Below are 22,302 nucleotides of genomic sequence, written 5' to 3'. Positions count from 1 at the left end.
CCCCCCTGGCCGCAAGCCCGGCCAGAGCGCCGGCCACAATTCCGGGCATGGCTTCGCCACGCGCATGTCGCATGGCGGCCGCCCCGGCGTGCGCGAGCATGGCTTCGTCAACACGCCGGTCTATCGCGGCTCGACGGTGCTCTACCCCTCCTGCGAGGCACGCGGCAGCATCAATGCCCGCTCGTTCGAGCAGGTGATGACCTATGGCACCGCGGGCGGGCCGACGCATTTCGCGCTGGAGAACATGGTCGCCGAGATCGAGGGCGGCCATCGCGCGCTGATCACCGGCACGGGCCTCGCCGCCTGCACCCTGCCGCTGATGGCCTATCTCTCGGCCGGCGACCACTGCCTGATCCCGGACAGCGTCTATGGTCCGACGCGCCGCATCGCCGATGGCATGCTGAAGCGCTTCGGCATCGAGACGGAATATTACGACCCGACCATCGACGCCGCCGGCCTCGCCCCGCTGATGCGGCCGAACACGAAGGTCGTCTATCTGGAAAGCCCGGGCAGCCACACTTTCGAGCTGCAGGACGTGCCGGCGCTGGCCGAGGTGGCGCATGCGCATGGCGCCAAGGTGCTGATGGACAACACCTGGGGCATCCACCATTTCCAGCCCTTCACCAAGGGCGTCGATGTCTCGATCCAGGCGCTGACCAAATATGTCGGTGGCCATTCCGACGTGCTGCTGGGCAGCGTGACGGTGGCGACCGAGGAGGATTGGCGCATCATCGCGGGTGCAGCGCGCGAGATCGGCCATTACGCCAGCCCGGATGATTGCTGGCTGGCGCTGCGCGGGCTGCGCACCATGCCGATGCGGCTGAAGCACCAGTATGAGGCCGGCCTGGCCGTCGCCCGCTGGTTCGAGGGCCGGCCCGAGGTGCTGCGCGTCATCCACCCGGCCCTGCCCAGCCACCCGCAGCACGCGCTGTTCAAGCGCGACTTCACCGGCGGCGCCTCGCTGTTCGGCGTGGTGTTCCAGCCCCGCTACAGCACGCAGCAGATCGACGCGGTGGTGGATGGGCTGAAGCTGTTCGGCATCGGCGCCTCCTGGGGCGGCTATGAGAGCCTGGCGCTGCCCACCACCAACTACATCTCCCGCACCGCGACCGATGCCGGCGCGCTGCAGGGGCCGACGGTGCGCTTCCATATCGGGCTGGAGGATGCGGCCGACCTGATCGCCGATCTGGAGGCCGGGCTGGACAGCCTGCCGCGCTGAGGCGGGCGGGCGGCGGGCTGTCCCGCCGCCCTGCCCTGCCTGTTCTCCCCGCCTTCTCAGCGATGGCCGCGCCGGAGGAAACGCTCCAGCGCCGGCGAGCGCGCCAGCGCCGCGCTGCCCAGCGACAGCGCCAGCAGCGCCGTCAGGAACACCATCTCCCCGAGGCCCGGCCGGCCCAGCGCCAGCCGGCCCAGGATGGCGCAGAGCGCCAGCAGCGGCAGGGCCGGCAGCGGCCAGGGCCGGCCGCGCCGGTAGAGCAGCTTCAGCGACAGCCCGACCGAGATCGCCGCCACCGCCAGGATGGCCGCGATCGGCGCCGGCTCGGCGAAGAGCGCCAGCCAGGCGACGGCCAGGCTGAGCGCCGGCAGCACCGCCTGGCCCAGGAAGACGCCGAGCGCCGCCGCGGCCTCGGAGGGGCGCGGCAGATGCGGTTGAGGGTCGCGGTTCATGCCGGAAGCCTAGCACGACCGGCGGCCGCGCCGCGAATGCCGGGCCGGTCACGCCCCCCGGGAGGGGGCGCCGCGCCTCACTGCTTCTCGGCGACGTAGACCACCATCTCGTTGATGGTGCCGCCGGTGGCGCTGCTGGTCAGGTTCAGCCCGCTGCCGATCGAGGAGAGCAGCTCCTCCCGCGCCCGCGCCGTCAGCGCGGCCGAGGTGAAGCGGCCGGTGCCGCCGAGATTCGCGGTGACCGCCTTGCGCATCGGCCGCGACAGGCTCTGCCCGGCCAGCACGGCGCGGCTGGAGGCGCCGGCCTTGCTCAGCGAGCCCACGAAGCGCGCCGTGCCGCGCGTGGCGCCGCCGACCCCGGCCAGCCCGACCACGTCGAGGGCCAGCATGGAGTTGGTATAGACCGGGTTGGCGTCGAGCTTGTCATTGGTCGCGCCCTGGTCGGTCAGCTCATTGTAGACGCGATAGCCGGAGGCGGCGCATTGCACCGCGCCGGCCGCTGTCGCCGCGCCGGTGGCGACCGCCGCCACGCCGGCCACGCCACCGGTCGGCGCCGCCGCCGCGCTGAAGAAGATGGTGCCGACGGCGGCCAGCGCCGTGCCGCCGCAATTGAGGCCGAGCTGGAACAGCTCCCAGCCCAGCTTGCTCTTGCGCGCGGGCGGCACGGATTGCGGCGCCGGGTTGGGCGGCGCGCCGGTCGCCTCGAACACCACCACGGTGCGCGGGCCCCAGGGCGGCGCCTCGCGCAGCTTCTCGCACTGGCCGGCGCGGCAGAACACGATGGCCGAGCCGCGCAGCGCATTGGTACGGTCCACCGCCATGACCAGCTGGTTGCGGTCCTGTGGTGACAGCATCATCGTCACCCCGCCCGTGGGCGTGTAGCCATTGGTCCAGGACATGCGCCGGCGCTCTCCTCTCTCCCCGGCCCCTCGCGGGCCGCGCGCCGAGCTTTAGCCATTCCGCGCCGCGCCGCCCTTTCAACACTCCGGCAGCGTGGAACACGGCGCAGCGAGCGGGTGCGCTGCAACCTTGCGGAGCGCGGCGCGTCTCACTGCTGCCGCCATCCCCCCGCCCTGAGGTGACCCGTGTCCGCTTCCATCCACCGCTCCCGCATCACCGAGGGCCGACCCAATCCGCTGGGCGCCACCTGGACCGGGCTCGGCGTCAATTTCGCCCTGTTCTCCGCCCATGCGACCAAGGTCGAGCTGTGCCTGTTCGACGATCGCGGCGAGACCGAGCTGGAGCGGATCGAGCTGCCGGAATACACCAATGAGGTGTTCCACGGCTTCCTGCCGGATGCGCGGCCGGGCACCATCTACGCCTATCGCGTGCATGGCCCCTACGCGCCCGAGGAAGGCCACCGCTTCAACCCGAACAAGCTGCTGCTCGACCCCTATGCGCTGAGCCATGTGGGCGACCTGCAATGGGACCCGGCGCTGTTCGGCTACACCATCGGGCATGAGGCGGAGGATCTCTCCTTCGACGAGCGCGACAGCGCCCGCTTCATGCCGAAATGCCGTGTTGTCGACCCGGCCTTCACCTGGGGCGATGATCGCCGGCCGCGCATCCCCTGGGAGCGCACGCTGATCTACGAGACCCATGTGAAGGGCGTCACCAAGCGCCACCCGCTGATCCCGCCCGACCGCCAGGGCACCTATTCGGGGCTCTCCAGCCGCGAGATGATCCGGCACATCAAGTCGCTCGGCGTCACCGCGGTCGAGCTGCTGCCGGTGCATTTCTTCCTGAATGACGATTACCTGCTGCAGAAGGGGCTGGTGAATTACTGGGGCTACAACAGCCTCGGTTTCTTCGCCCCCGCCCGGCGCTATGCGCGCAACCAGGATTTCGCCTTCGCCGAGTTCAAGGAGATGGTGGCCCGCCTGCACGATGCGGGGCTCGAGGTCATCATGGACGTGGTCTACAACCACACCGCCGAGGGCAATGAGAAGGGCGCGACGCTGTCCTTCAAGGGCATCGACAATGCCAGCTACTACCGGCTGCTGCCCGACCAGAAGCGCTACTACATCAACGACACCGGCACCGGGAACACGGTGAACCTCTCGCACCCGCGCGTGCTGCAGATGGTCACCGACAGCCTGCGCTACTGGGTCAATGAGATGCATGTCGATGGCTTCCGCTTCGACCTCGGCACCATCCTGGCGCGCGAGCCGGACGGGTTCGACACGCAATCCGCCTTCCTCAAGGCCTGCATGCAGGATCCGGTGCTGTCGGATGTGAAGCTGATCGCCGAGCCCTGGGATATCGGCCCGGGAGGCTACCAGGTCGGCAATTTCGCGCCCGGCTGGGCGGAGTGGAACGACAAGTACCGCGACACGGTGCGCGGCTTCTGGGTGGGCGAGGAAGGCAAGGCGGCCGATCTCGGCAAGCGGCTCTCCGGCTCGGCCGACCTGTTCGACCACAATGGCCGCAAGCCCTGGGCCAGCATCAACTTCCTGGCCGCGCATGACGGCTTCACGCTGAACGACCTCGTCACCTATGACGAGAAGCACAATGAGGCGAATGGCGAGGAGAACCGCGACGGCCATTCGCACAACCTCTCGCACAATTACGGCGTCGAGGGGCCGACCGACGACCCCGAGATCAACGCGGTGCGCGAGCGGCAGATCCGCAACATGCTGGCGACGCTGTATCTGAGCCAGGGCACGCCGATGCTGCTGGCCGGCGACGAGTTCGGCCGCAGCCAGCAGGGCAACAACAACGCCTATTGCCAGGACAATGAGATCTCCTGGTTCGACTGGGATTATGGCGAGCGCGGCGAGCGGCTGGTGGCCTTCACCCAGCGCCTGGCAGCCCTTCGCCAGCGCTTCCCCGTGCTGCGGCGCGGCCGCTTCCTCTCCGGCGAGTATCACGAGGCCAGCGGCGCCAAGGCGCTGTCCTGGATCAAGCCCTCGGGCGAGGAGATGGAAGGCGCCGACTGGGACGACCCCAACACGCGCTGCCTGGCCAAGCTGCTGGATGGCCGGGCGCAGGAGAGCAATATCCGCGTCGCGGCGCATGACGCGACGCTGCTGCTGATCCTGAACGCCTATCACGACGCGGTGGAGTTCACCCTGCCGGCGGTGCAGGACGGCGTCGCCTGGACCCGGCTGGTGGACACCAACCTGCCGGATGAGGAGGAGGACGAGCCGGATTTCGCGGTGGGCGAGAGCTACACCGTCACCGGCCGCTCGCTGCTGCTGTTCTGCCTGAAGACGAAGAAGCGCCGCGCGCGCTGAGGCCTGACGGGGCGGTGCCGCTCAGGCGCCGCCCTGCCCCGCCCTGCCCTGCTCCACCTCCGGCCGCCGCAACCCGGAGGCCAACAGGAGAAAACCCTCGACCGCCTTGCGCAGCACGGCCTCCGGCTGCTCGGCGGCGGCGGTCCACAGCGCGGCGGTCAGCGCCGCGCCGTTCAGCAGCCGCGCCGCCGCCTCCGGATCCACCGGGCGCAGCGTGCCATCCTCGACCAGCGCCCGCAGGCTGCGCGTGGTGGCGGCCAGGCAGGCATTCTGGCTCGGCCATTGCGCCGGGTCGCCCAGCACCGCCGGGCCGTCGCGCAGCATGATGCGCTGGATCTCGGGCTCCAGCGCCATCTCGATATAGGCCACGCTCTGGTCCAGGAAGCCCTGCCAGGGGGTTGCCGCCCGCGCCGTGACGGCATCCAGCCGCACCGACATCTCGGCATCGATCTGCTCGACGACGGCCTGCAGCAGCCCCTTCTTGTCGCCGAAATGGTGGTAGAGCGCGCCGCGCGTCAGCCCCGCCTCGGCGGTCAGCTCGTCCATCGAGGCGGCGGCATAGCCATGCGCGGCGAAGGCGCGCCGCCCGGCGGCGATCAGCCGGGCGCGGGTCTCCTCGATCATCTCGCTGCGCCGCCGGCGCGCGCTGGCCACCACCGCCGCCATGGCGCTCACCCCGCGGCCGGCGCCGGCGCGGCGGCGCAGGCGGCGCAGAGCCCCTCCACCTCCACCGTCGCATGGCGCATCTGGAAGCCGGCCTTCCGCGCCGCCGCCTCCAGCGCATGCGCCACCGCATGGTCGCTCAGCTCGATGGTGGCGCCGCATTGGCCGCAGATCAGGAACTGGTGCGGGTGGGCATGCTCATGCGCATGGTCGTGCCCGGCCTCGACGCAGCCGATGAAGGCGTTCAGCCGCTCCACCTTGTGGATCAGCCCCTGCTCCAGCAGGAAGTCGAGGGCGCGGTAGACGGTGGGCGGCGCAGCACCCGGCCGCTGCGCCTTCAGCCTGTCCAGCAGCGCATAGGCGCCGAGCGGCTGCTCCGCCTCCAGCACCAGCGCCAGCACTTGGCGGCGCAGCTCGGTCAGCTGCACCCCGGCGCGCAGGCAGCGCGCCTCGGCGGCGTGCAGCGCCTGCGCCAGGGCGGGGGTCGCCTCCGCCTGCGGCATCCGCCCGGCGCTGCCCTGACCTGCCGTCATTCGACCCTCTCCCCTCGCTGCATCCACGTTATATAGTAACCGAACCCGACGCTGTGAGGACCCGCCATGACCGAGACCCTGCCCAACGGCGAGACCCGCCCCAGCGCCGAGGCCATTGCCCGCTTCCTGGCCGCCACCCGCTTCAACGCCGATGGGCTGGTGCCCGCCATCGCCCAGGATTCGGCCAGCGGCGAGGTGCTGATGATGGCCTGGATGAACCGCGCCGCGCTGGAGGAAACCCTCTCCACCGGACGTGTGGTCTATTTCAGCCGCAGCCGCAACGCGCTCTGGCGCAAGGGCGAGAGCTCGGGCCAGGAGCAGCATCTGGTGGATCTGCGGCTGGATTGCGATGGCGACACCATCCTGGCGCTGGTGCGGCAGAAGGGCGTGGCCTGCCACACCGGCCGCCGCTCCTGCTTCTTCCAGGCGCTGCGCGAGGATGCGCTGGTGCCGATCACGGCGCCGGAGGTGGATCCGGCCGTGCTGTACGGGCAGCCTTCGCATGGCTGAGCCGCGTTTCCCGATCCCCGTCACGCTGCTGACCGGCTTCCTCGGCGCCGGCAAGACGACGCTGCTGAACCATCTGCTGCAGCAGCCGGCGCTCGCCGGCGCCGCCGTGCTGATCAACGAGTTCGGCGAGATCGGGCTGGACCATCTGCTGGTGGAGAGCCTGGAGCAGGAGGCGGTGCTGCTGCAATCGGGCTGCCTCTGCTGCACCATCCGCGGCGACCTGGTCGGCGCGCTGCAGCGCCTGGCCGAGCGTGCGCGCAATGGCCAGGCGGTGAACCGCGTGGTGATCGAGACCACGGGCCTGGCCGACCCGCTGCCCATCCTGCAGACCCTGATGGCCGAGCCCGCCATCGCCCGGCTCTTCGTGCTCGACGGGGTGGTGACGCTGGTCGATGCCGTCGCCGGCCTCGCCACGCTGGACAGCCAGGTCGAGGCGCGGCGCCAGGCGGCGGTCGCCGACCGGCTGCTGCTGAGCAAGACCGACCTTGCCGCGCCCGACGCCCTGGCGGCGCTGCGCGGCCGGCTGCGCGCGCTGAACCCCGCCGCGCCGATGCTGGAGGTGGCGCATGGCAAGGCCGACCCCGCGGCGCTGCTGGCCTGCGGCCCCTTCGACCCGGCCGCGCGCGGCGAGGATGTCGCCCGCTGGCTGGCCGAGCTGGCGCCGGCCGAGGCGCATCCCCACCACGACCATCACCACCACGACCATCACCATCACGACCATCACCATCACGACGGTCACCACGGCCATGCGCACCACGCCCATGACCCGAACCGCCACGATTCGCGCATCCACGCCTTCTGCCTGACCTATGACACCCCCCTCCCCTGGGAGGGGCTGGCCACCTGGCTGGAGATGCTCTCCGCCACGCGCGGCGATTCGGTGCTGCGGGTGAAGGGCATCCTCGACCTCGAAGGCCAGGAGCGGCCCGTCGCCATCCATGGCGTGCAGAGCGTCTGGCACCGCCCGACCCTGCTGCCGGCCTGGCCGGAGGGGGAAAAGCGCCGCTCCCGCCTCGTCTTTATCCTGCGCGACCTGCCGCGCGCGGTGGTGGAAGAAGGCCTCGCCGCCTTCGTCGAGGCCACGCGCACAGGCTCCGAGACGGCCTGAGCTGAACGAGCAATTGACGCGCGCCCCCCCACGCGCTTCCTTTCAGCCCGGCAACCACCCTTTGATGACCGGAGCGCGCCCAGAATGTCGCTGACCATGCCGGAGGAGATCCTGCTCCTCATGCTCGATGACGAGACGGGCCGGCTGATCGACCGCGCGGCGCCGTCCGGCGACTACGCGCTGGCCGGCGCCATCCTGGCGGAGCTGGCGCTGGCCGGCCGCATCGACACCGACCCCAAGCGCCTCTTCGTCGGCGACACCAAGCCCACCGGCGACCAGGTGCTGGACGGCGTGGTGCAGCAGATCATGGCCGAGCCCGAGCCGCATGACAGCCGCTGGTGGATCGAGACCCTGGCGCGCGATGCCGACAAGTATCGCGACGTCTATTTCGAGCGGCTGGTGCAGCGCGGCGTGCTGAAGCGCGAGGAAGGCCGCTTCCTGTGGTTCTTCTCCGAGCGCCGCTACCCGGTGATCTCGGACAAGGAGGAGCGCGAGGTGAAGGCGCGCCTGATGGCGGTGATCTTCAATGACGAGATCCCCGACCCGCGCGATTCGCTGCTGATCGGCCTGACCCGCGCCGCCGGCCTGTTCCCGCTGCTGCTGGCCCCGGCCGAGCTGGACCGCGCCCAGCCGCGCATCGACCAGGTGGCCAATCTGGAGGAGCTGAACCGCACCCTCTCCGACGCGGTGCGCGACATCTTCACCGAGGTCGCCCGCTACGCGCCGATGATGTGAGGGCGCGGGAGGGCCTGCCCCTCCCGCCCCTTCCCCCTCGCCGGGCGGTCCTGCCGCCCGGCCCGCCGGGGTGCCGGTCAGCGCCCCCGCCGCACTGCGCGCCCGCCAGCGCTGCCTGCCTTTGCGCCCGCCAGGCCTTCACGCCCGCTGGCCTTCACCCCCGCTAGCTTTCGCGCCCCTGGCCTTCACGCCCGCTGGCCTTCACGCTCCCTGGCCTTCGCGCCCCTGGCCTCACGCCCCCTTGGCCTTCACGGATGCCTGATGGCGGCAACCCGCCCCTGACGGGCACGTTGCACTGCCCGACATGTCAGACAGCCCTGCTTCCCCTTCCCCCTCCCGTGTCGCCCTCGTCACCGGGGCGGCGCATGGCATCGGCGCCGGCATCGCCGCGCGGCTGCAGCGCGAGGGCTGGCACGTCGTCACCGCCGATCTGAAGCCGGGCGCGGCCGGCAGCCGCCACGTCATCGCCGATATCGCGGATGAGGGCGCCGTCACCGCGCTGGTCCAGGGCGTGGCCGCGCAGGAGGGCCGGCTGGACGCGCTGGTCTGCAATGCCGGCATCATGATCCGCAAGCCGATCGTCGAGCTGTCCCTGGCGGAATGGCGCCGGGTGCTCGACACCAACCTGACCAGCACCTTCCTGCTGGCCCGCGCCGCGCATCCGCTGCTGAAGGCGGCGCGCGGCAGCATCGTCACCATCGCCTCGACCCGCGCCCGCATGTCGGAGGCGAACACCGAATCCTATTCGGCCAGCAAGGGCGGCATCGTCGCCCTGACCCATTCGCTGGCCATCAGCCTGGGGCCGGAGGTGCGCGCCAACTGCATCAGCCCGGGCTGGATCGATGTCGAGGGCGAGGCGCTGCGCCCCGAGGACCATGCCCAGCACCCGGCCGGGCGCGTCGGGCGGGTGGATGACATCGCCAGCCTGGCGGCCTGGCTGGTCGGGCCCGATGCCGGCTTCGTCACCGGCGCCGATTTCGTCTCCGATGGCGGGATGACCCGCAAGATGATCTACGCCGAGTAGCGCTCAGCGCAGCGCCACGCCGCGCTCGCCCGCCGCCTGGCGCTCGGCGATCAGCCGCTTCTCCTGCTCCGCCCCGGCCGCGTCGGTCAGGAAGGTGAAGATGGCGAAGCGGCGGCCCGCGGTCACCGGCATCGCCTCATGCAGCAGGTCGCAGCAGAACAGCACGGCGCCGCCGGCCGGCGGCTCGTACAGCTCCGGCCCGAATTCCGGGAAATTCAGCGCGCCACCCGCATAGTCGCCGGTGTTCAGGTTCAGGCTCATGGCGAAGCGCCGATGCGCGGTGAAGGGCGTGCGGTTGTCGCGATGCGCGCCGAAGCCGCCGGCATCGCTCGCTTCGTAGCAGCCGATGCGCGGCATCTCGAAGCTGGCCGCGCGGAAGCGGAAGGCGCGCCACAGCTCCGGCAGCACGCGCCGCTCCAGCCGCTGGCGATAGGTGGCGTAGAGGCCCTGATCGTCCAGCCAGACATCGGTGCGGCGCTTGATGCTCTGCACCTGGCCCTGGCCGGCGGTGGTGGCGACGCGGTCGCGCGTCTTCTCCCCCTTCTCCCAATGCGCCAGCAGCGCCTGGATGAAGGCGGGCTCCAGCACCTCCGGCACGATCAGCGCCGGGGCGCCGGCGCGGCGGATCTCGGGCGGGGCGGCGGGCGGCTCGGGCAGCGTCTCCAGCACCGCCTGCAGCGCCTCCGGCCCGCCGGGGCGCAGCAGGGCCAGCCGGCCGCGCGGCGAGATCACCGCGACCGCGGGGCCGCTGGCGCCGAGCGCGGCGAAGACCTTGCCCTCCGGGTCGAACAGGCGCGGCACGGCGCCCTCGGCCGCGCCATCCGGGCGGCCGCGCGCCACCAGGAACAGCCGCGCCTGCAGCGCCCCGGCCCGCTGCCGCGCCGCCTCCAGCGCCGCCGCCCCGGGCGCGAAGCCCAGCAGCAGCACGCAGGACAGCCCGGCCAGGCTCTGGTGGAACAGATCCACCGCCGTGCCGGAGGCATCCGGCAGGGAGAGCGGGGGCAGGAGGTCGCCAGGGATGAAAGCCGCCATGGCCGGTTTCTGCGCCGGACGGCGCGGCCTGCCAAGGGGGGGGCGGAGGCCCGCCTGCCCCGTCAGGCCGCTTCGCTCTCGGGCGCCGCCGCTTCGGCCAGCCGGGCGCGCAGGCGCTGCGGCAGCTGGCGGGCGGATTTGACGCGCGGCGCCGGCAGCTCGCCGGTGGGCGAAGCGGCCTCGCCATACAGCGCGACATACTCGGCATGGTTGTCGAAGCGGGCGCGGGTGACGTTGTCGACGAAGCTTTCCGCCGGCGTGCCCTCGGCCAGCACCAGCGCGTGCTCCGCCAGTTCCAGGTGGAAATAGGTGAAGCGCGCGGCGGGCCGCTCCACCTGCCGGATGCTGCCGCCATTGACCAGCGCGCCGGCCTGCACCAGCAGCCCGTCGAGGAACAGCGCGTGATCGGGCGAGACGAGCAGGTCGCGCCGCGGCAGCCCGCTGCCCAGCGCGCCGGCCTGGATGCGGATGGGAAACTGGCGGGCGCGGTCGGCGAAGACCGTGACCACGCTCTGCCGCCCGATCCAGCGCAGCGCGCAGGCCCTGCCGTCCGCCGTCAGCACCAGGTCGCCGATGCGCAGCGCCTCGATCGGCACCTCGCCGCCGGGGGTGGCGATCCGCGTGCCCTCCAGGAAGCAGGTGGTGAAGCTTTGCGGGGTGAGGGTGATCGTCGCGCCCCAGGCATCCTGGTTGTCGGAAAACAGGTGATACTCCCCAAGTCTGGCGGAGTATCCGACCCAGCCCCCCGACGAGGTCCCGAGGACCTCGTAATCGAAATCCCCTCCCGGATAGGTCACGGTGACCGTCTCGCCGATTTCGAAAACGCCGTCATCCACCGCTTCCGTCTGCAGATAGCTGCCGGACAATCCATAGCCCTGGAATTCATTATCGCTCAGGCGCGCCAAAGTAATTCTGTACTCGGTCGAAATCGAAACCATGATGTCCCCCCCGGCAGGAATATCGTTATATATATGAAATGGAAACGGCGTAAGGGCCGGACAGGGAGAGTTACTCACGTTTCCGTGTTGCGATACGATGGCGACGTGATGAAGCGGCCCGGGCCAGGCCCGCCTTCCCATCCCCGCCGGGCAACCGCGCCGCACGCACCGCCGGCGGGCAGGCCCTACCCCGCCTGCCGCCCCCGCAGGAAATCCAGCAGCGCCTGGCCCACCTGCTCGACATGCCGGGCCAGCAGCGCGGCGGCCTCCTCCACCGCACCGGCCCGGCACAGCCGCACCAGCTCGCGATGCTCGCGATCGGCCCGCGCCAGGCCCTCCGTCTCGGTGGTCAGCTGCAGCCGGGTGTAGCGGTCGCATTCCTGCAGCAGCGCCGCCACCAGCCCGGCCGTGCGCTTCTGCCCGGCCCGCGCATAAAGGCCGAGATGCAGCGCCGTGTTCAGCTCCCCCCAGCGGGCGGTGTCGCCCTGCCGCATCGCCTGGGCGTAATCCTCCAGGATGCGCTCCAGCCCGGCATAATCCGCCTCCGTCAGGCGCGGCGCGGAGGCGCGCAGCAGCCGCGGCTCCAGCAGCGCGCGCAGGCCGAAAGCCTCTTCCAGCTCCTCGGGCGACAGCTCGGCGACCGTCGCCCCCTTGTGCGGCGAGATGCGCACCAGCCCCTCGGCCTCCAGCTGGAACAGCGCCTCGCGCACGGGAATGCGGCTGACGCCGAACTCCTCGGCCAGCATGTCCTGCCGCAGCTGGGCACCGGCCGGATAGCGCCCGTCCAGCACGCGGCGGCGGATCTCCTCCAGCAGCGCGGCCGAGACGGTGCGGTGCTTCAGGGCGGTGCTCATGCGCTCTCCTCTGGCCCGGCCGGGCGGCCGGGCTTCGTCATGGGCCGGGCTATCGCCGGGATGCGGCGGTTTTTCCAGCCGCGCATTGTTGACTCATCGATTGTATAAAATCTACCGTATCCAAAATCGCAATCCGGAGAGAGCTTCCCATGGCCCAGAAGCCCGCCTGGTCCGGCGTCTTCCCCGCCGTCACCACCCAGTTCCACGAGGATTTCAGCCTCGACCTCGACGCCACGGCGCGGGTCATCCGCGCCCTGGTGGCCGATGGCGTCTCCGGCCTGATCGTCTGCGGCACGGTGGGGGAGAATTGCTCGCTCTCGGCCGCCGAGAAGGTGGCGGTGATGGAGGCGGCGAAGGACGCCGCCGGCGGCCGCGTGCCGGTCATCGCCGGCATCGCCGAATTCACCACCCCCTTCGCCAGCGCCATGGCGAAGGAAGCGGCGCGCATCGGCGTCGATGGGGTGATGGTGATGCCGGCCCTGGTCTATTCGGCCAAGCCGCAGGAGACGGCGGCGCATTTCCGCGGCGTGGCGGCGGCCACCGACCTGCCGGTGATGGTCTACAACAACCCGCCCATCTACAAGAACGACGTCACGCCGCAGATCCTGGCGTCCCTCTCCGATTGCGACACCATCGTCTGCTTCAAGGAATCCTCGGGCGATTCCCGGCGCTTCACCGATCTGCGCAACCTGGTGGGCGAGCGCTTCCTGATGTTCGCCGGCCTCGACGACACCGTGCTGGAAAGCGTCATGCTGGGCGCCGAGGGCTGGGTCTCCGGCATGTCCAACGTCTTCCCCGAGGAAGGCGAGGCGCTGTTCCGCCTGGCCCGCGCCGGCCGCTACGCCGAGGCGCGCGCGCTGTATGACTGGTTCATGCCGCTGCTGCATCTCGATGCGCGGCCGGACCTCGTCCAGTGCATCAAGCTGTGCGAGCACATCATGGGCCGCGGCTCGGCGCTGACCCGGCCGCCGCGCCTGGCCCTCTCGGCCGAGGAACGCGCCGAGGTGGAGATCCTGATTTCCGCGGCACTGGCCAACCGGCCGGCCCTGCCCGCGCTGGCGCGCGCCGCCTGACCCGATGCGCGGGGGCGCCGCCCCCGCACCCCCGCCGGGGGGACAGGGTCCCCCCGGACCCCGCCATCAGGGGGCTGCGCGCCCCGACGCAGGAGTGCTCGTCATGAAGCTGAACCGCCGCCAGCTGCTGGCCGGGGCCGCAGCCCTCGCCACGCCCACCTTCGCCCGCGCCCAGGGCGGGCGCAGCGCCACGCTGCGCTTCATCCCCTCGACGCCGCTGCCCTCGCTCGACCCGATCGTCGCCACCAGCTACGTCATCCGCAACCATGGCTACCTGATCTACGACACCCTCTTCGCCACCGACGCCCAGTTCAACATCCGGCCGCAAATGGTCTCCGAATGGCAGACCGCGCCGGACGGGCTGTCCTGGACCTTCCATCTGCGCGACGGGCTGGTCTTCCACGATGGCGCGCCGGTCACCGCCGCGGACTGCATCGCCTCGATCCAGCGCTGGTCGAAGCGCGACGCCTTCGGCCAGACCTTCGCCGGCTTCGCCGCCGGCTACACCGCCATCGATGCCCGCACCTTCCGCATCGACCTGAAGAAGCCCTTTCCCATGCTGCCGGCGGCGCTCGGAAAACTCTCCTCCAACGTGCCCTTCATCATGCCGGAGCGCATCGCCCAGACCGATGCGGCGCGGCCCATCTCGGAGGCCATCGGCTCCGGCCCCTGGCGCTTCGAGAGCCGGCAATGGGTGCCGGGGCAGAACGCCATCTACACCCGCTTCGACCGCTACGTGCCGCGCGAGGAGGCGCCCTCCTGGGCGGCCGGCGGCAAGGTCGCCAAGATCGACCGCATCGAATGGCTGGCGCTGACCGAGGCCTCGGCCGCCACCGGCGCGCTGATGCAGGGCGAGGTCGACTGGTATGAGCAGCCGCCGGTCGATCTGCTGCCGGTGCTGAAGCGCAACCGCGACATCACCATCCAGAACGTGCCGCTCGGCCTGATCCTGCTGATGCGCTTCAACCACCAGCAGCCGCCCTTCAACAATCCGGGCATCCGCCGCGCCGTGATGATGGCGATGCGCCAGGACGACTACATGCAATCCGTCGTCGGCAGCGCGGAATACTACCAGGAGGCCAAGACCTTCTTCACCCCGGGCTCGCCCATGTCGACCGGTGCCGGCGGGGCGGAGGCGATGCGCGCCGATCTGGAGCGCGCCAAGGCGATGCTGAAGGAGGCCGGCTACAACAATGAGAAGGTCGTGCTGCTGGCCCCGGCCGACCAGCCCATCGCCTACAACCAGTCGCTGGTGACGCAGGAGCTGCTGAAGAATCTCGGTATGAATGTCGAGTTCATCTCGACCGACTGGGCCAGCTTCATCGGCAAGCGCGCCAATCGCGGCGCGCCGGACCAGGGCGGCTGGTCGGTCTTCCACACGCTGTGGTCGGGCGCCGATGTGCTGAACCCGGCGCTGCACCCGCTGATCCGCGCCAATGGCAGCGCCGCCTGGTTCGGCTGGCCGGAGGATGCGACGATCGAGACGCTGCGTGACGAATGGATCGCCACCGACGATGCCGCGCGGCAGAAGGAGATCGCCGCGCGGATCGAGCGCCGCGCCTTCGAGGTGGTGCCCTATGCCCCGGGTGGGCTGGTGCAGCAGCCCATGGCCTATCGCAACAGCCTGAAGGGCATGGTGCTCTCCCCCGTGCAGTTCTTCTGGAACATGGAGAAGAGCGCCTGAGCAGGCTCGCGCCTGTCAGGCCCAAGGGGGCCGGGGCTCAGCCCCGGCGCCACGCATCGGCCGGGCCTCAGGGCCCGGTCAGGCTGGCCAGGGCCTGGCCCTGCGCATCCAGCAGGAACAGCCGCCCGGCATCGTAGCGGAAGCTCGCCACATTCTGCAGCGCCGCCAGGAAGGCGGTCTCGTTCTGCGTCGCCACCGGGTCGATGCAGGCCATGCGGGTGGCCGCCACCGGGCCGATGGTCAGCCGGCTGCCCGACTGGGTGTAGCTGCCGGCGATGCGGTTGCAGCCGCCCGAGCCCATCAGCCGGCCCTGCGGCCCGAATTCCACCGCCGCGGCGCGCGGCCCCTCATTGCGGATGCCGACCCCGCCCAGGCTTTCCAGCCGCCAATTGCCGGCCAGCGGGCTGGCCATGTCGCCCGAGCCGCTGGCGCAGCCGGCCAGCAGGGCCAGCAGCCCCGCCCCCAGCACGCCACCCCGGATCCGCTTCTTCCGCTGCTGTTCCATGCCTTGCTCTCCCGCTGCGCCGCCTGGGCGGCGATCCGCACACAACGCCCGGGCCCGCCCGGGATTTTCCGGATCCCAGGCTTTTTCCCGGAGACGTTCTATCCTACTTCCAACCCCCATGTCGGTTTCCCCCCTCGCCTTCGAAACCCTGCGCGGCGATGCGCTGCACCCCTGGCTGCCGGCGCTGGCCCGGCTGCGCATCGAGGTGTTCCGCGAATGGCCCTATCTCTACGAGGGCGACGAGGCCTATGAGGCCCGCTACATGCGCGCCTATGCCGAGGCGCCGGGGGCGGCGGTGATCCTCTGCCGCGACGGCGCGGAGGCGGTGGGCGCCGCCACCTGCGAGCCGATGGCCGAGACCCACGCCACGGTGCGCCAGGCCTTCACCGCGGCCGGGCTCGACCCCGCGCGCTTCTGCTATTTCGGCGAGAGCGTGCTGCGCCGCCCCTGGCGCGGCCGTGGCGCGGGCGTCGCCTTCTTCCGGCACCGGGAGGCGCACGCGCGCAGCCTCGGCCTCGACTACGCGACCTTCTGCGCCGTGCAGCGCGCGGCCGACGATCCGCGCCGCCCGGCCGACTACACGCCACTCGACGAATTCTGGCGCAGGCGCGGCTATACGCCCTATCCCGACCTCGCCTGCGAATTCACCTGGCGCGAGCCCGGGCAGGCCGAGGAGAGCCCGCACCGCCTGACCTTCTGGATCCGCGCGCTGGAGGGGGCGCCCCTGCCATGACCACCCTGCGCCTCGCCTTGCACCAGTATCCGGTGGAGCGGCCGGAAAGCATCGCCGCCTGGGAAGCCAAGCTGGATCGCTGGCTGGCCGAGGCCCGCGCCCATGGCGCGGAGCTCGCCGTGATGCCGGAATATGCCTGTGTCGAGCTGGGCTCGGCGCTCTCCGGCCTGTCGCCGGCCAGCGAGGCGGAGGAGCTCTCCGCCATGGTCGCCGCCGCGCCGGAGATCCTGGAAGCGATGCGCGGCGCCGCGCAGCGCGCCGGCCTGTGGCTGCTGCCCGGCAGCCTGCCGATGCGCGACGAGGATGGCGCCATCCGCAACCGCGCGCCGCTGATCACCCCGGAGGGGCGCCTGGCCTTCCAGGACAAGCACGCCATGACCCGCTTCGAGACCGAGCGCTGGGGCGTCTCGGCCGGGGCGGGGCCGCGGGTGTTCGACACGCCCTGGGGGCGGATCGGCATCTCCATCTGCTATGACAGCGAATTCCCAAAGCATGTCCGCGCCCAGGTCGAGGCCGGCGCCTGGCTGGTGCTGGTGCCCACCTGCACCGACACGCTGCACGGCTTCAACCGGGTGCGCTTCTCGGCCGCCGCGCGGGCGCTGGAGAATCAGTGCTTCGTGGCCGTCTCCCCCACCGTGGGCGATGCGCCCTGGTCGGCGGCGCTCGACCAGAACCGGGGCACCGCCTCCGTCCATGGCCCGATCGACCGCGGCTTCCCGGAGGATGGGCTGATCGCCGAGGGCACGGCCGGCCATGGGCAATGGGTCTATGCCGATCTCGACCCGGCGCGGATCGCGGCGGTGCGGCGCGACGGCGCCGTGCTGAACCATCGCGACTGGCCGCGCCAGAGCTTCCCGCAGCCCCTGCCGGCGGAATTCGCGTGACGCTGGTCTATCTGGTCGCCGGCGAGGCCTCGGGCGACGCGCTGGGCGGGCGGCTGATCGCCGCCCTGCGCCAGGCGCGGCCCGATCTGGACTTCGCCGGCCTCGGCGGCGAGCGCATGGCGGAGCAGGGTTTCCACAGCCTGTTCCCGCTGGGCGAGCTGGCGCTGATGGGTTTCCTGGAGGTGCTGCCGAAGCTGCGCCGGGTGATGCGCCGGCTGGACGAGGTGACCGCCGACATCGCCGCGCGCCGCCCGGCTTTGGTGGTGACCATCGACAGCCCTGGCTTCACGCTCCGCGTCGCTGCGCGGGCGCGGGCCATGGGCATCCCGGTGCTGCACTATGTGGCGCCGCAGATCTGGGCCTGGCGCCCGGGCCGGGTGCGCCGGATCGCCCGCCAGGTCGACCGGCTGATGACGCTGCTGCCCTTCGAGGCGCCCTTCTTCGAACGGGCCGGCATCCCGGTGCGCTTCGTCGGCCATTCCATCCTGGAATCGGGCGCCGAGCGCGGCGATGCGGCGCGCTTCCGCGCCACCCATGGGATCGGCGCGGAGGAGCGTGTGCTGCTGGTGATGCCGGGCAGCCGTGGCGGCGAGATCGCCCGGCTGCTGCCCATTTTCGGCGCGGCGCTGGAGCGTCTCTCGGCGCGGCTCCCCGGGCTGCGCCCGGTGCTGCCGCTGGCCGGCCCGGTCGAGGCTGCGGTGCGCCAGGGCGTCGCCGGCTGGGCGGTGCAGCCCCTGCTGCTGCGTGGCGTGGCCGAGAAATACGATGCCTATGCCGCGGCGCGGCAGGGCGGGGCGGGGCTGATCAAATCCGGCACCTCCTCGCTGGAGGTGGCGCTGGCCGGCGTGCCGATGGTGGTGGGCTACCGGGTCAACCCGCTGACCGCCGCCATCGCCCGGCGGCTGATCCAGGTGAAGTATGTCAGCCTGGTCAACCTGCTGGCCGATGCGCCCATCATCCCGGAATATCTGCAGCAGGATTGCACGCCGGAGCGCCTGGCCGACGGGCTGCACCGCCTGCTGACCGACCCGGCGGCCGCCGAGGCGCAGCGCCAGGGCTTCGCCCGGGTGATGGACGGGCTGCGCCCGCCCGAGGGCACCCCCAGCGCCGCCGCCGCCGCCGCCGTGCTGGAGATGCTGCCGAGACGGATTCCACAGAATTAGAGACGTGCCTCCCGGGACTCGCCGGCCCGCCCTGCCCTAGCCTCCGCATCGCGGCGCCGCCCTTCGGCGCCGGAGGATGGATGCGATGAGCCCTGCCGAACGGACCCGCCCGCTGGCCAGGCGCCCCGCCCTGCGCGCCGCGCTGGCGGCGCCGGGGCCGGACAGCGGCGCCGGCAGCATTGCGGCCATCACCCCATGATCCCCGAAAACCCCGCCCCCGCCTGCCCGGCGCCCGGGCCCTCGACGGCCGAGGATGCGATGACCCCTGAGAACTGGATCCCCCTGCTGCAGGCCATGGAGCCCTATCCGGCGCTGCGCAACCGCCTGGCCGAGCCCGGTCTGACGCTGGAACAGCGCGTGGCGCTGCTGCGCCAGGCCGGCTTCGACGTCACCGCGCAGGAGCTGCTGCAATGGCGCACCCCGCAGCCGGAGGGCGGTGGTGGCGGCGGCGGCGGGGGCGGCGCCCTGCCGGACACGGCGCTGGACGATGTGGCCGGCGGCCTCACCCTGACCTTCACCAATGGCAGCGGCGGCGGCTCGCCGCTGCTGGTGTTCCAGAAGCCGACCCAGCCGGTGAGCGGCGCGCTGCCGGTGGCCTGGCAGGTGGTGGGCGGCGGCTGAGGCATTCCCCGGCCGCGGGGCGCCGGCGGCGCCTCCGGGGCCGGGATGGGTTCAGGCCGCCTTGCGGCGCGCCGCGTCGTAGAGGGCGAGGCGCCGCGTCGCCGCCTCGGTCAGGCCGCCGGTGTAGTCGAGCCCGGCATCCGGCAGCGTCTCGGCGAAATGGCAGGCCACCTGCTGGCCATCCGGCCCGACCGGGCGCAGCGCCGGCACCTCATCCTTGCAGCGCGCCTGGGCGAAGGGGCAGCGCGTGTGGAAGCGGCAGCCCGGCGGCACCGCCATCGGGCTCGGCAGATCGCCGCCGAGCGGGGTGACGCGGCCGCGCCGCGCCGGGTCCGGATGCGGGATCGCCGCCAGCAGCGCCCGCGTATAGGGGTGCAGCGGCCGGGCGAAGAGCGCGTGCTTGCCCCCCACCTCCATCACCGCGCCCAGATACATCACGGCGATGCGGTCGGCCATGTGCTTCACCACGGCCAGGTCATGCGCGATGAACAGGTAGGACAGGCCGAGCCGCGCCTGCAGATCCTTCATCAGGTTCACCACCTGCGCCTGGATCGAGACGTCGAGCGCCGAGACCGGCTCGTCGCACACCACCAGATCGGGCTCGACCGACAGGGCGCGGGCGATGCCGATGCGCTGGCGCTGGCCGCCGGAGAATTCATGCGGGTAGCGATCGGCATGGAAGGGCTGCAGCCCGACCAGGCGCAGCAGCTCATGCACCTTGGCGCGGCGGCTGGCGGAATCGCCGATCCTGTGCACCGTCATCGGCTCGGCGATGGCATCGCCCACCGTCAGCCGCGGGTTGAGGCTGGCATAGGGATCCTGGAAGACGATCTGCATGCGCCGGCGCAGCGTCCGCATGGCGCCGCCCGTCACCTTCGTCACGTCCTGGCCGTCGAAGCGGATGCTGCCGGCCGAGGGCTCGATCAGCCGCAGCACCAGCCGCGCCGTGGTCGACTTGCCGCAGCCGCTCTCCCCCACCAGCGCCAGCGTCTCGCCGCGGTCGAGATGGAAGGACACGCCATCCACCGCGCGCACCGTGCCGACCTGCTTCTGCAGCACCACACCCTTCTTCACCGGGTAGTGCTTGGCCAGGCCCTCGATCTCGAGCAGGCGGGTCATGCGGCCTCCATCGCCAGGGAATTCTCGATCGGCGCGCGCAGGCAGGCGGCCTCATGGCCAGGCACGATCTCGCGCAGCGCCGGCATCTCGCTGCGGCAGGGGCCGATGGCGAAGGGGCAGCGCGGGTTGAAGCGGCAGCCGGCGGGGAAGGCGAAGGGCGGCGGCACCGAGCCATCGATCGCCAGCAGCCGCTCGCGATCCTCGTCGAGGCGCGGCACGGAGCCGAGCAGGCCGAGCGTGTAGGGGTGCTGCGGGTCCTCGAAGATGGCGCGCGCCGCGGCGCGCTCCACCACGCGGCCGGCATACATCACCGCCACCTCATCGGCCATCTCGGCGACCACGCCGAGATCATGGGTGATGAGGATGATCGACATGCCCGTCTCCTCCTGCAGCTCGCGCAGCAGGTCGAGGATCTGGGCCTGCACCGTCACGTCGAGCGCGGTGGTCGGCTCGTCGGCGATCAGCAGCTTGGGCCGGCAGGCCAGCGCCATGGCGATCATCACGCGCTGGCGCATGCCGCCCGAGAGCTGGTGCGGATATTCGTCGAAGCGCCGCTCCGGCGAAGGGATGCGCACCCGCTTCAGCGCCGCGATCGCCTCGTCGCGCAGCTGCGACGCGCTGGCCTTCGGCGAATGCACCCGCATCGCCTCGGTGATCTGCCGCCCCACCGTGTGGACCGGGTTCAGCGAGGTCATCGGCTCCTGGAAGATCATGGCGATCTGGCCGCCGCGCACCTGCCGCATCTCGGCGGTGGAGAGGTCGAGCAGGTTGCGCCCCTCCAGCAGGATGCGGCCCTCGGTGGTTTTGCCGGGCGGCGGCACCAGGCGCATGATGGAGAGCGAGAGCATCGACTTGCCGCAGCCGCTCTCGCCCACGATGCCGAGGGTGCGGCCGCGCGGCACCGAGAGATCGATGCCGTCCACCGCCCGCACCAGGCCGGATGAGGTCTTGAAGACGGTGCGCAGCCCTTCGAGCCGCAGGAGATCGTGCTGCATCAGGCCCAGCGGAAGGTCGGAGGGGAGATCTTGTCGACCGGGCGATGCGCCCAATCCTGCTGCGGCGCGCGCGCGATGATGCGCTTCTGGGCCTCATCGAGATGCGCGGCGGCGCCTTCATAATCCATGGTCAGCACCTTGCCGTCGCGCACCACCGCCTGGCCGTCGATATGGACGGAGCGGATGGCGCGGTCGCCCGCCGCGTAGATCAGGCTGCGCATCGGGTCGCGCGCGGGGCGCATCTGCGGATGCGTCACATCGACCATGACGAAATCCGCGCGGCAGCCCGGGGCCAGCCGGCCGATATCGTCGCGGTTCAGCGCCTTGGCGCCGCCGATGGTCGCCGCATCGAACAGATCCGTCGAGTTCAGGCTGCGCGGATCCTCGGACTGGGTGCGGGCCAGGTAGGAAACGAGCCGCAGCTCATCCAGCATGTTGTGCGGATAGGTGTCGGTGCCGACCCCCATGTTCACGCCGCGCTTGCGGTAGCGGCCGAAGCTGCGCATGGCGATGCCGCGGCGCGCGAAGACCGTCGGGCAATGCGCCACCGTCGTCCCCGTGGCGGCCAGCCGGTCGAGATCGTTCTCCGTGTGCCACTTGGTGCGCGGGTGGTCGTCGAGAAAGATGCCATGGCCGATGATGGAGCGTTCGGAGAGCAGGCCCATGCTGTCCAGCCAGCCGATCGGCGTGAAGCCGCTGCGGCGGGTGATCTCGTGGAACTCATGCACGCTCTGCGCCGCGTGGATCTGCCAGGACAGGTTCCGCTTCGCCGCCTCCTCGAAGCTCTCGCGGAGCAGGGTTTCCGAGCAGGTGTCGATCTGCGCCGGCACCACCATGCCGAAGAGCCGGCCGGAGGAATGCTGCTCGGCGCGCTCGATCAGGCTGAAGGCCTCTTCCATCGACTTCTCGCCGGCGGCCTCGTCCCAGGCATACTCGACGGTGTGGCCCGTTCTTGGTGGCCCAGCGCGCCGAGCGAAACATCGGCGCGACACAGACGCGCATGCCGCTCTCGCCCAGCAAATCGAGCCAGCCGGGATGCGCCATGGAGAGGTCGGCCACCGTCGTCACGCCGGAGAGCAGCAGCTCCGACAGGGCGACGCGGACGCAGGAGGGAACCGCTTCCGCGTCCGCCCGGAAGATCGGCATGTATTCATACAGGGAGGAATTGTAGAGGCCGGGGGAGCCGATCTCGTCGATCAGCCCCTTGTTCATCGGCTCCGAGGA

Annotated in this window: 23 protein-coding genes; 12 read left to right on the top strand and 11 right to left on the bottom strand. The window is 71.3% G+C overall.

The genetic code is table 11. The features are described 5' to 3' along the window. Positions 1-64 precede the first annotated feature (64 nt). Positions 65-1,219, top strand: coding sequence for a cystathionine beta-lyase (gene metC, locus QE401_RS05330; protein WP_307140184.1), 1,155 nt, complete (start codon positions 65-67; stop codon positions 1,217-1,219). A 56-nt stretch (positions 1,220-1,275) separates the two neighbouring features. Here metC and QE401_RS05325 read toward each other — a convergent pair whose 3' ends face one another. Further along, positions 1,276-1,668 carry a hypothetical protein gene (locus tag QE401_RS05325; RefSeq protein WP_307137226.1) on the bottom strand — a complete coding sequence of 131 codons (393 nt, stop codon included), beginning with the start codon at positions 1,666-1,668 and terminating at the stop codon, positions 1,276-1,278. 77 nt (positions 1,669-1,745) lie between these two features. Then, positions 1,746-2,567: a hypothetical protein gene (locus QE401_RS05320; protein ID WP_307137225.1), complete on the bottom strand. Its 822-nt coding sequence runs from the start codon at positions 2,565-2,567 to the stop codon at positions 1,746-1,748. A 186-nt stretch (positions 2,568-2,753) separates the two neighbouring features. On the opposite strand from QE401_RS05320, the gene glgX reads away from it, so the two are divergent. Next, positions 2,754-4,904, top strand: coding sequence for a glycogen debranching protein GlgX (glgX, locus tag QE401_RS05315; protein WP_307137224.1), 2,151 nt, complete (start codon positions 2,754-2,756; stop codon positions 4,902-4,904). A 21-nt stretch (positions 4,905-4,925) separates the two neighbouring features. On the opposite strand, the gene QE401_RS05310 is transcribed toward glgX, so the two are convergent. Both QE401_RS05310 and QE401_RS05305 read right to left on the bottom strand, forming a co-directional pair. After that, positions 4,926-5,570, bottom strand: coding sequence for a TetR/AcrR family transcriptional regulator (locus QE401_RS05310; protein WP_307137222.1), 645 nt, complete (start codon positions 5,568-5,570; stop codon positions 4,926-4,928). A 5-nt stretch (positions 5,571-5,575) separates the two neighbouring features. Continuing rightward, positions 5,576-6,100, bottom strand: coding sequence for a Fur family transcriptional regulator (locus QE401_RS05305; RefSeq protein ID WP_307137221.1), 525 nt, complete (start codon positions 6,098-6,100; stop codon positions 5,576-5,578). Positions 6,101-6,166: 66 nt separating this feature from the next. Here QE401_RS05305 and hisI point away from each other — a divergent pair, with 66 nt between their 5' ends. The 4 genes from hisI to QE401_RS05285 all read left to right on the top strand — a co-directional run bounded on the left by hisI (position 6,167) and on the right by QE401_RS05285 (position 9,477). Continuing rightward, a complete protein-coding gene (hisI, locus tag QE401_RS05300) occupies positions 6,167-6,610 on the top strand; it encodes a phosphoribosyl-AMP cyclohydrolase (RefSeq protein WP_307137220.1) in 444 nt (147 codons plus the stop codon). After that, a complete protein-coding gene (locus QE401_RS05295; RefSeq protein WP_307137219.1) occupies positions 6,603-7,718 on the top strand; it encodes a CobW family GTP-binding protein in 1,116 nt (371 codons plus the stop codon). Before hisI ends, QE401_RS05295 begins: the two co-directional genes overlap by 8 nt. An 84-nt stretch (positions 7,719-7,802) precedes the next feature. Further along, positions 7,803-8,453, top strand: a complete 651-nt coding sequence (locus tag QE401_RS05290) for a GOLPH3/VPS74 family protein (protein WP_307137218.1) — start codon at positions 7,803-7,805, stop codon at positions 8,451-8,453. A 304-nt stretch (positions 8,454-8,757) separates the two neighbouring features. Then, entirely contained in the window at positions 8,758-9,477 is a 720-nt protein-coding gene (locus QE401_RS05285; RefSeq protein WP_307137217.1) for an SDR family oxidoreductase, read from the top strand. Between the two features lie 3 nt (positions 9,478-9,480). Here QE401_RS05285 and QE401_RS05280 read toward each other — a convergent pair whose 3' ends face one another. From QE401_RS05280 to QE401_RS05270, 3 genes are all read right to left on the bottom strand, one after another. Beyond that, entirely contained in the window at positions 9,481-10,509 is a 1,029-nt protein-coding gene (locus QE401_RS05280) for a 2OG-Fe(II) oxygenase (protein ID WP_307137216.1), read from the bottom strand. Positions 10,510-10,571: 62 nt separating this feature from the next. Continuing rightward, positions 10,572-11,447 (bottom strand): Hint domain-containing protein, encoded by an 876-nt coding sequence (locus QE401_RS05275; RefSeq protein WP_307137215.1) that lies wholly within the window; start codon positions 11,445-11,447, stop codon positions 10,572-10,574. 185 nt (positions 11,448-11,632) lie between these two features. Next, positions 11,633-12,301 (bottom strand): GntR family transcriptional regulator, encoded by a 669-nt coding sequence (locus QE401_RS05270; RefSeq protein ID WP_307137214.1) that lies wholly within the window; start codon positions 12,299-12,301, stop codon positions 11,633-11,635. A 149-nt stretch (positions 12,302-12,450) separates the two neighbouring features. Here QE401_RS05270 and QE401_RS05265 point away from each other — a divergent pair, with 149 nt between their 5' ends. Continuing rightward, positions 12,451-13,374 carry a dihydrodipicolinate synthase family protein gene (locus tag QE401_RS05265; RefSeq protein ID WP_307137213.1) on the top strand — a complete coding sequence of 308 codons (924 nt, stop codon included), beginning with the start codon at positions 12,451-12,453 and terminating at the stop codon, positions 13,372-13,374. 103 nt (positions 13,375-13,477) lie between these two features. Continuing rightward, a complete protein-coding gene (locus tag QE401_RS05260; protein WP_307137212.1) occupies positions 13,478-15,058 on the top strand; it encodes an ABC transporter substrate-binding protein in 1,581 nt (526 codons plus the stop codon). A 67-nt stretch (positions 15,059-15,125) separates the two neighbouring features. On the opposite strand, the gene QE401_RS05255 is transcribed toward QE401_RS05260, so the two are convergent. Then, on the bottom strand, positions 15,126-15,563 hold the full coding sequence (locus tag QE401_RS05255; RefSeq protein ID WP_307137211.1) for an META domain-containing protein: 438 nt from the start codon (positions 15,561-15,563) through the stop codon (positions 15,126-15,128). A gap of 118 nt (positions 15,564-15,681) precedes the next feature. Between QE401_RS05255 and QE401_RS05250 the strand changes: the two genes are divergently transcribed. The 4 genes from QE401_RS05250 to QE401_RS05235 all read left to right on the top strand — a co-directional run bounded on the left by QE401_RS05250 (position 15,682) and on the right by QE401_RS05235 (position 18,964). Further along, the gene (locus tag QE401_RS05250; RefSeq protein ID WP_307137210.1) at positions 15,682-16,296 is read left to right on the top strand and encodes a GNAT family N-acetyltransferase; all 615 of its coding nucleotides are present in this window, start codon (positions 15,682-15,684) and stop codon (positions 16,294-16,296) included. Beyond that, complete coding sequence (locus QE401_RS05245) at positions 16,293-17,180, top strand: carbon-nitrogen hydrolase family protein (protein WP_307137209.1); 888 nt, start codon at positions 16,293-16,295, stop codon at positions 17,178-17,180. Before QE401_RS05250 ends, QE401_RS05245 begins: the two co-directional genes overlap by 4 nt. After that, complete coding sequence (lpxB, locus tag QE401_RS05240) at positions 17,177-18,343, top strand: lipid-A-disaccharide synthase (protein ID WP_307137208.1); 1,167 nt, start codon at positions 17,177-17,179, stop codon at positions 18,341-18,343. Before QE401_RS05245 ends, lpxB begins: the two co-directional genes overlap by 4 nt. A gap of 258 nt (positions 18,344-18,601) precedes the next feature. Further along, positions 18,602-18,964, top strand: a complete 363-nt coding sequence (locus QE401_RS05235) for a Nif11-like leader peptide family natural product precursor (protein ID WP_307137207.1) — start codon at positions 18,602-18,604, stop codon at positions 18,962-18,964. 51 nt (positions 18,965-19,015) lie between these two features. Here QE401_RS05235 and QE401_RS05230 read toward each other — a convergent pair whose 3' ends face one another. Genes QE401_RS05230 through QE401_RS05220 form a run of 3 tightly spaced genes read right to left on the bottom strand, consistent with a single transcriptional unit; the run spans position 19,016 to position 21,977 of the window. After that, positions 19,016-20,083 (bottom strand): ABC transporter ATP-binding protein, encoded by a 1,068-nt coding sequence (locus QE401_RS05230; RefSeq protein WP_307137206.1) that lies wholly within the window; start codon positions 20,081-20,083, stop codon positions 19,016-19,018. Then, a complete protein-coding gene (locus tag QE401_RS05225; RefSeq protein ID WP_307137205.1) occupies positions 20,080-21,078 on the bottom strand; it encodes an ABC transporter ATP-binding protein in 999 nt (332 codons plus the stop codon). Before QE401_RS05225 ends, QE401_RS05230 begins: the two co-directional genes overlap by 4 nt. Continuing rightward, positions 21,078-21,977 carry an amidohydrolase family protein gene (locus tag QE401_RS05220; RefSeq protein ID WP_307137204.1) on the bottom strand — a complete coding sequence of 300 codons (900 nt, stop codon included), beginning with the start codon at positions 21,975-21,977 and terminating at the stop codon, positions 21,078-21,080. Before QE401_RS05220 ends, QE401_RS05225 begins: the two co-directional genes overlap by 1 nt. Positions 21,978-22,302: the final 325 nt, after the last annotated feature.

Origin of the sequence: Pseudoroseomonas cervicalis, from assembly GCF_030818485.1 — a bacterium.
GTDB classification, from domain to species: Bacteria; Pseudomonadota; Alphaproteobacteria; order Acetobacterales; family Acetobacteraceae; genus Pseudoroseomonas; species Pseudoroseomonas cervicalis_A.
Note: the sequence above shows the minus strand (reverse complement) of the source record. Positions and strands in the feature narration are given on the sequence as shown.

Coding starts and splice junctions, on each gene's coding strand:
- QE401_RS05295 (WP_307137219.1), top strand. CDS start 6,603: ATGGCTGAGCCGCGTTTCCCGATCCCCGTCACGCTGCTGACCGGCTTC.
- metC (WP_307140184.1), top strand. CDS start 65: ATGTCGCATGGCGGCCGCCCCGGCGTGCGCGAGCATGGCTTCGTCAAC.
- QE401_RS05265 (WP_307137213.1), top strand. CDS start 12,451: ATGGCCCAGAAGCCCGCCTGGTCCGGCGTCTTCCCCGCCGTCACCACC.
- QE401_RS05280 (WP_307137216.1), bottom strand. CDS start 10,509: ATGGCGGCTTTCATCCCTGGCGACCTCCTGCCCCCGCTCTCCCTGCCG.
- QE401_RS05220 (WP_307137204.1), bottom strand. CDS start 21,977: ATGGAAGAGGCCTTCAGCCTGATCGAGCGCGCCGAGCAGCATTCCTCC.
- QE401_RS05305 (WP_307137221.1), bottom strand. CDS start 6,100: ATGACGGCAGGTCAGGGCAGCGCCGGGCGGATGCCGCAGGCGGAGGCG.
- QE401_RS05250 (WP_307137210.1), top strand. CDS start 15,682: ATGTCGGTTTCCCCCCTCGCCTTCGAAACCCTGCGCGGCGATGCGCTG.
- QE401_RS05275 (WP_307137215.1), bottom strand. CDS start 11,447: ATGGTTTCGATTTCGACCGAGTACAGAATTACTTTGGCGCGCCTGAGC.
- QE401_RS05225 (WP_307137205.1), bottom strand. CDS start 21,078: ATGCAGCACGATCTCCTGCGGCTCGAAGGGCTGCGCACCGTCTTCAAG.
- QE401_RS05235 (WP_307137207.1), top strand. CDS start 18,602: ATGACCCCTGAGAACTGGATCCCCCTGCTGCAGGCCATGGAGCCCTAT.
- QE401_RS05290 (WP_307137218.1), top strand. CDS start 7,803: ATGTCGCTGACCATGCCGGAGGAGATCCTGCTCCTCATGCTCGATGAC.
- QE401_RS05245 (WP_307137209.1), top strand. CDS start 16,293: ATGACCACCCTGCGCCTCGCCTTGCACCAGTATCCGGTGGAGCGGCCG.
- hisI (WP_307137220.1), top strand. CDS start 6,167: ATGACCGAGACCCTGCCCAACGGCGAGACCCGCCCCAGCGCCGAGGCC.
- QE401_RS05285 (WP_307137217.1), top strand. CDS start 8,758: ATGTCAGACAGCCCTGCTTCCCCTTCCCCCTCCCGTGTCGCCCTCGTC.
- QE401_RS05325 (WP_307137226.1), bottom strand. CDS start 1,668: ATGAACCGCGACCCTCAACCGCATCTGCCGCGCCCCTCCGAGGCCGCG.
- QE401_RS05255 (WP_307137211.1), bottom strand. CDS start 15,563: ATGGAACAGCAGCGGAAGAAGCGGATCCGGGGTGGCGTGCTGGGGGCG.
- QE401_RS05270 (WP_307137214.1), bottom strand. CDS start 12,301: ATGAGCACCGCCCTGAAGCACCGCACCGTCTCGGCCGCGCTGCTGGAG.
- QE401_RS05260 (WP_307137212.1), top strand. CDS start 13,478: ATGAAGCTGAACCGCCGCCAGCTGCTGGCCGGGGCCGCAGCCCTCGCC.
- QE401_RS05320 (WP_307137225.1), bottom strand. CDS start 2,567: ATGTCCTGGACCAATGGCTACACGCCCACGGGCGGGGTGACGATGATG.
- QE401_RS05310 (WP_307137222.1), bottom strand. CDS start 5,570: ATGGCGGCGGTGGTGGCCAGCGCGCGCCGGCGGCGCAGCGAGATGATC.
- QE401_RS05230 (WP_307137206.1), bottom strand. CDS start 20,083: ATGACCCGCCTGCTCGAGATCGAGGGCCTGGCCAAGCACTACCCGGTG.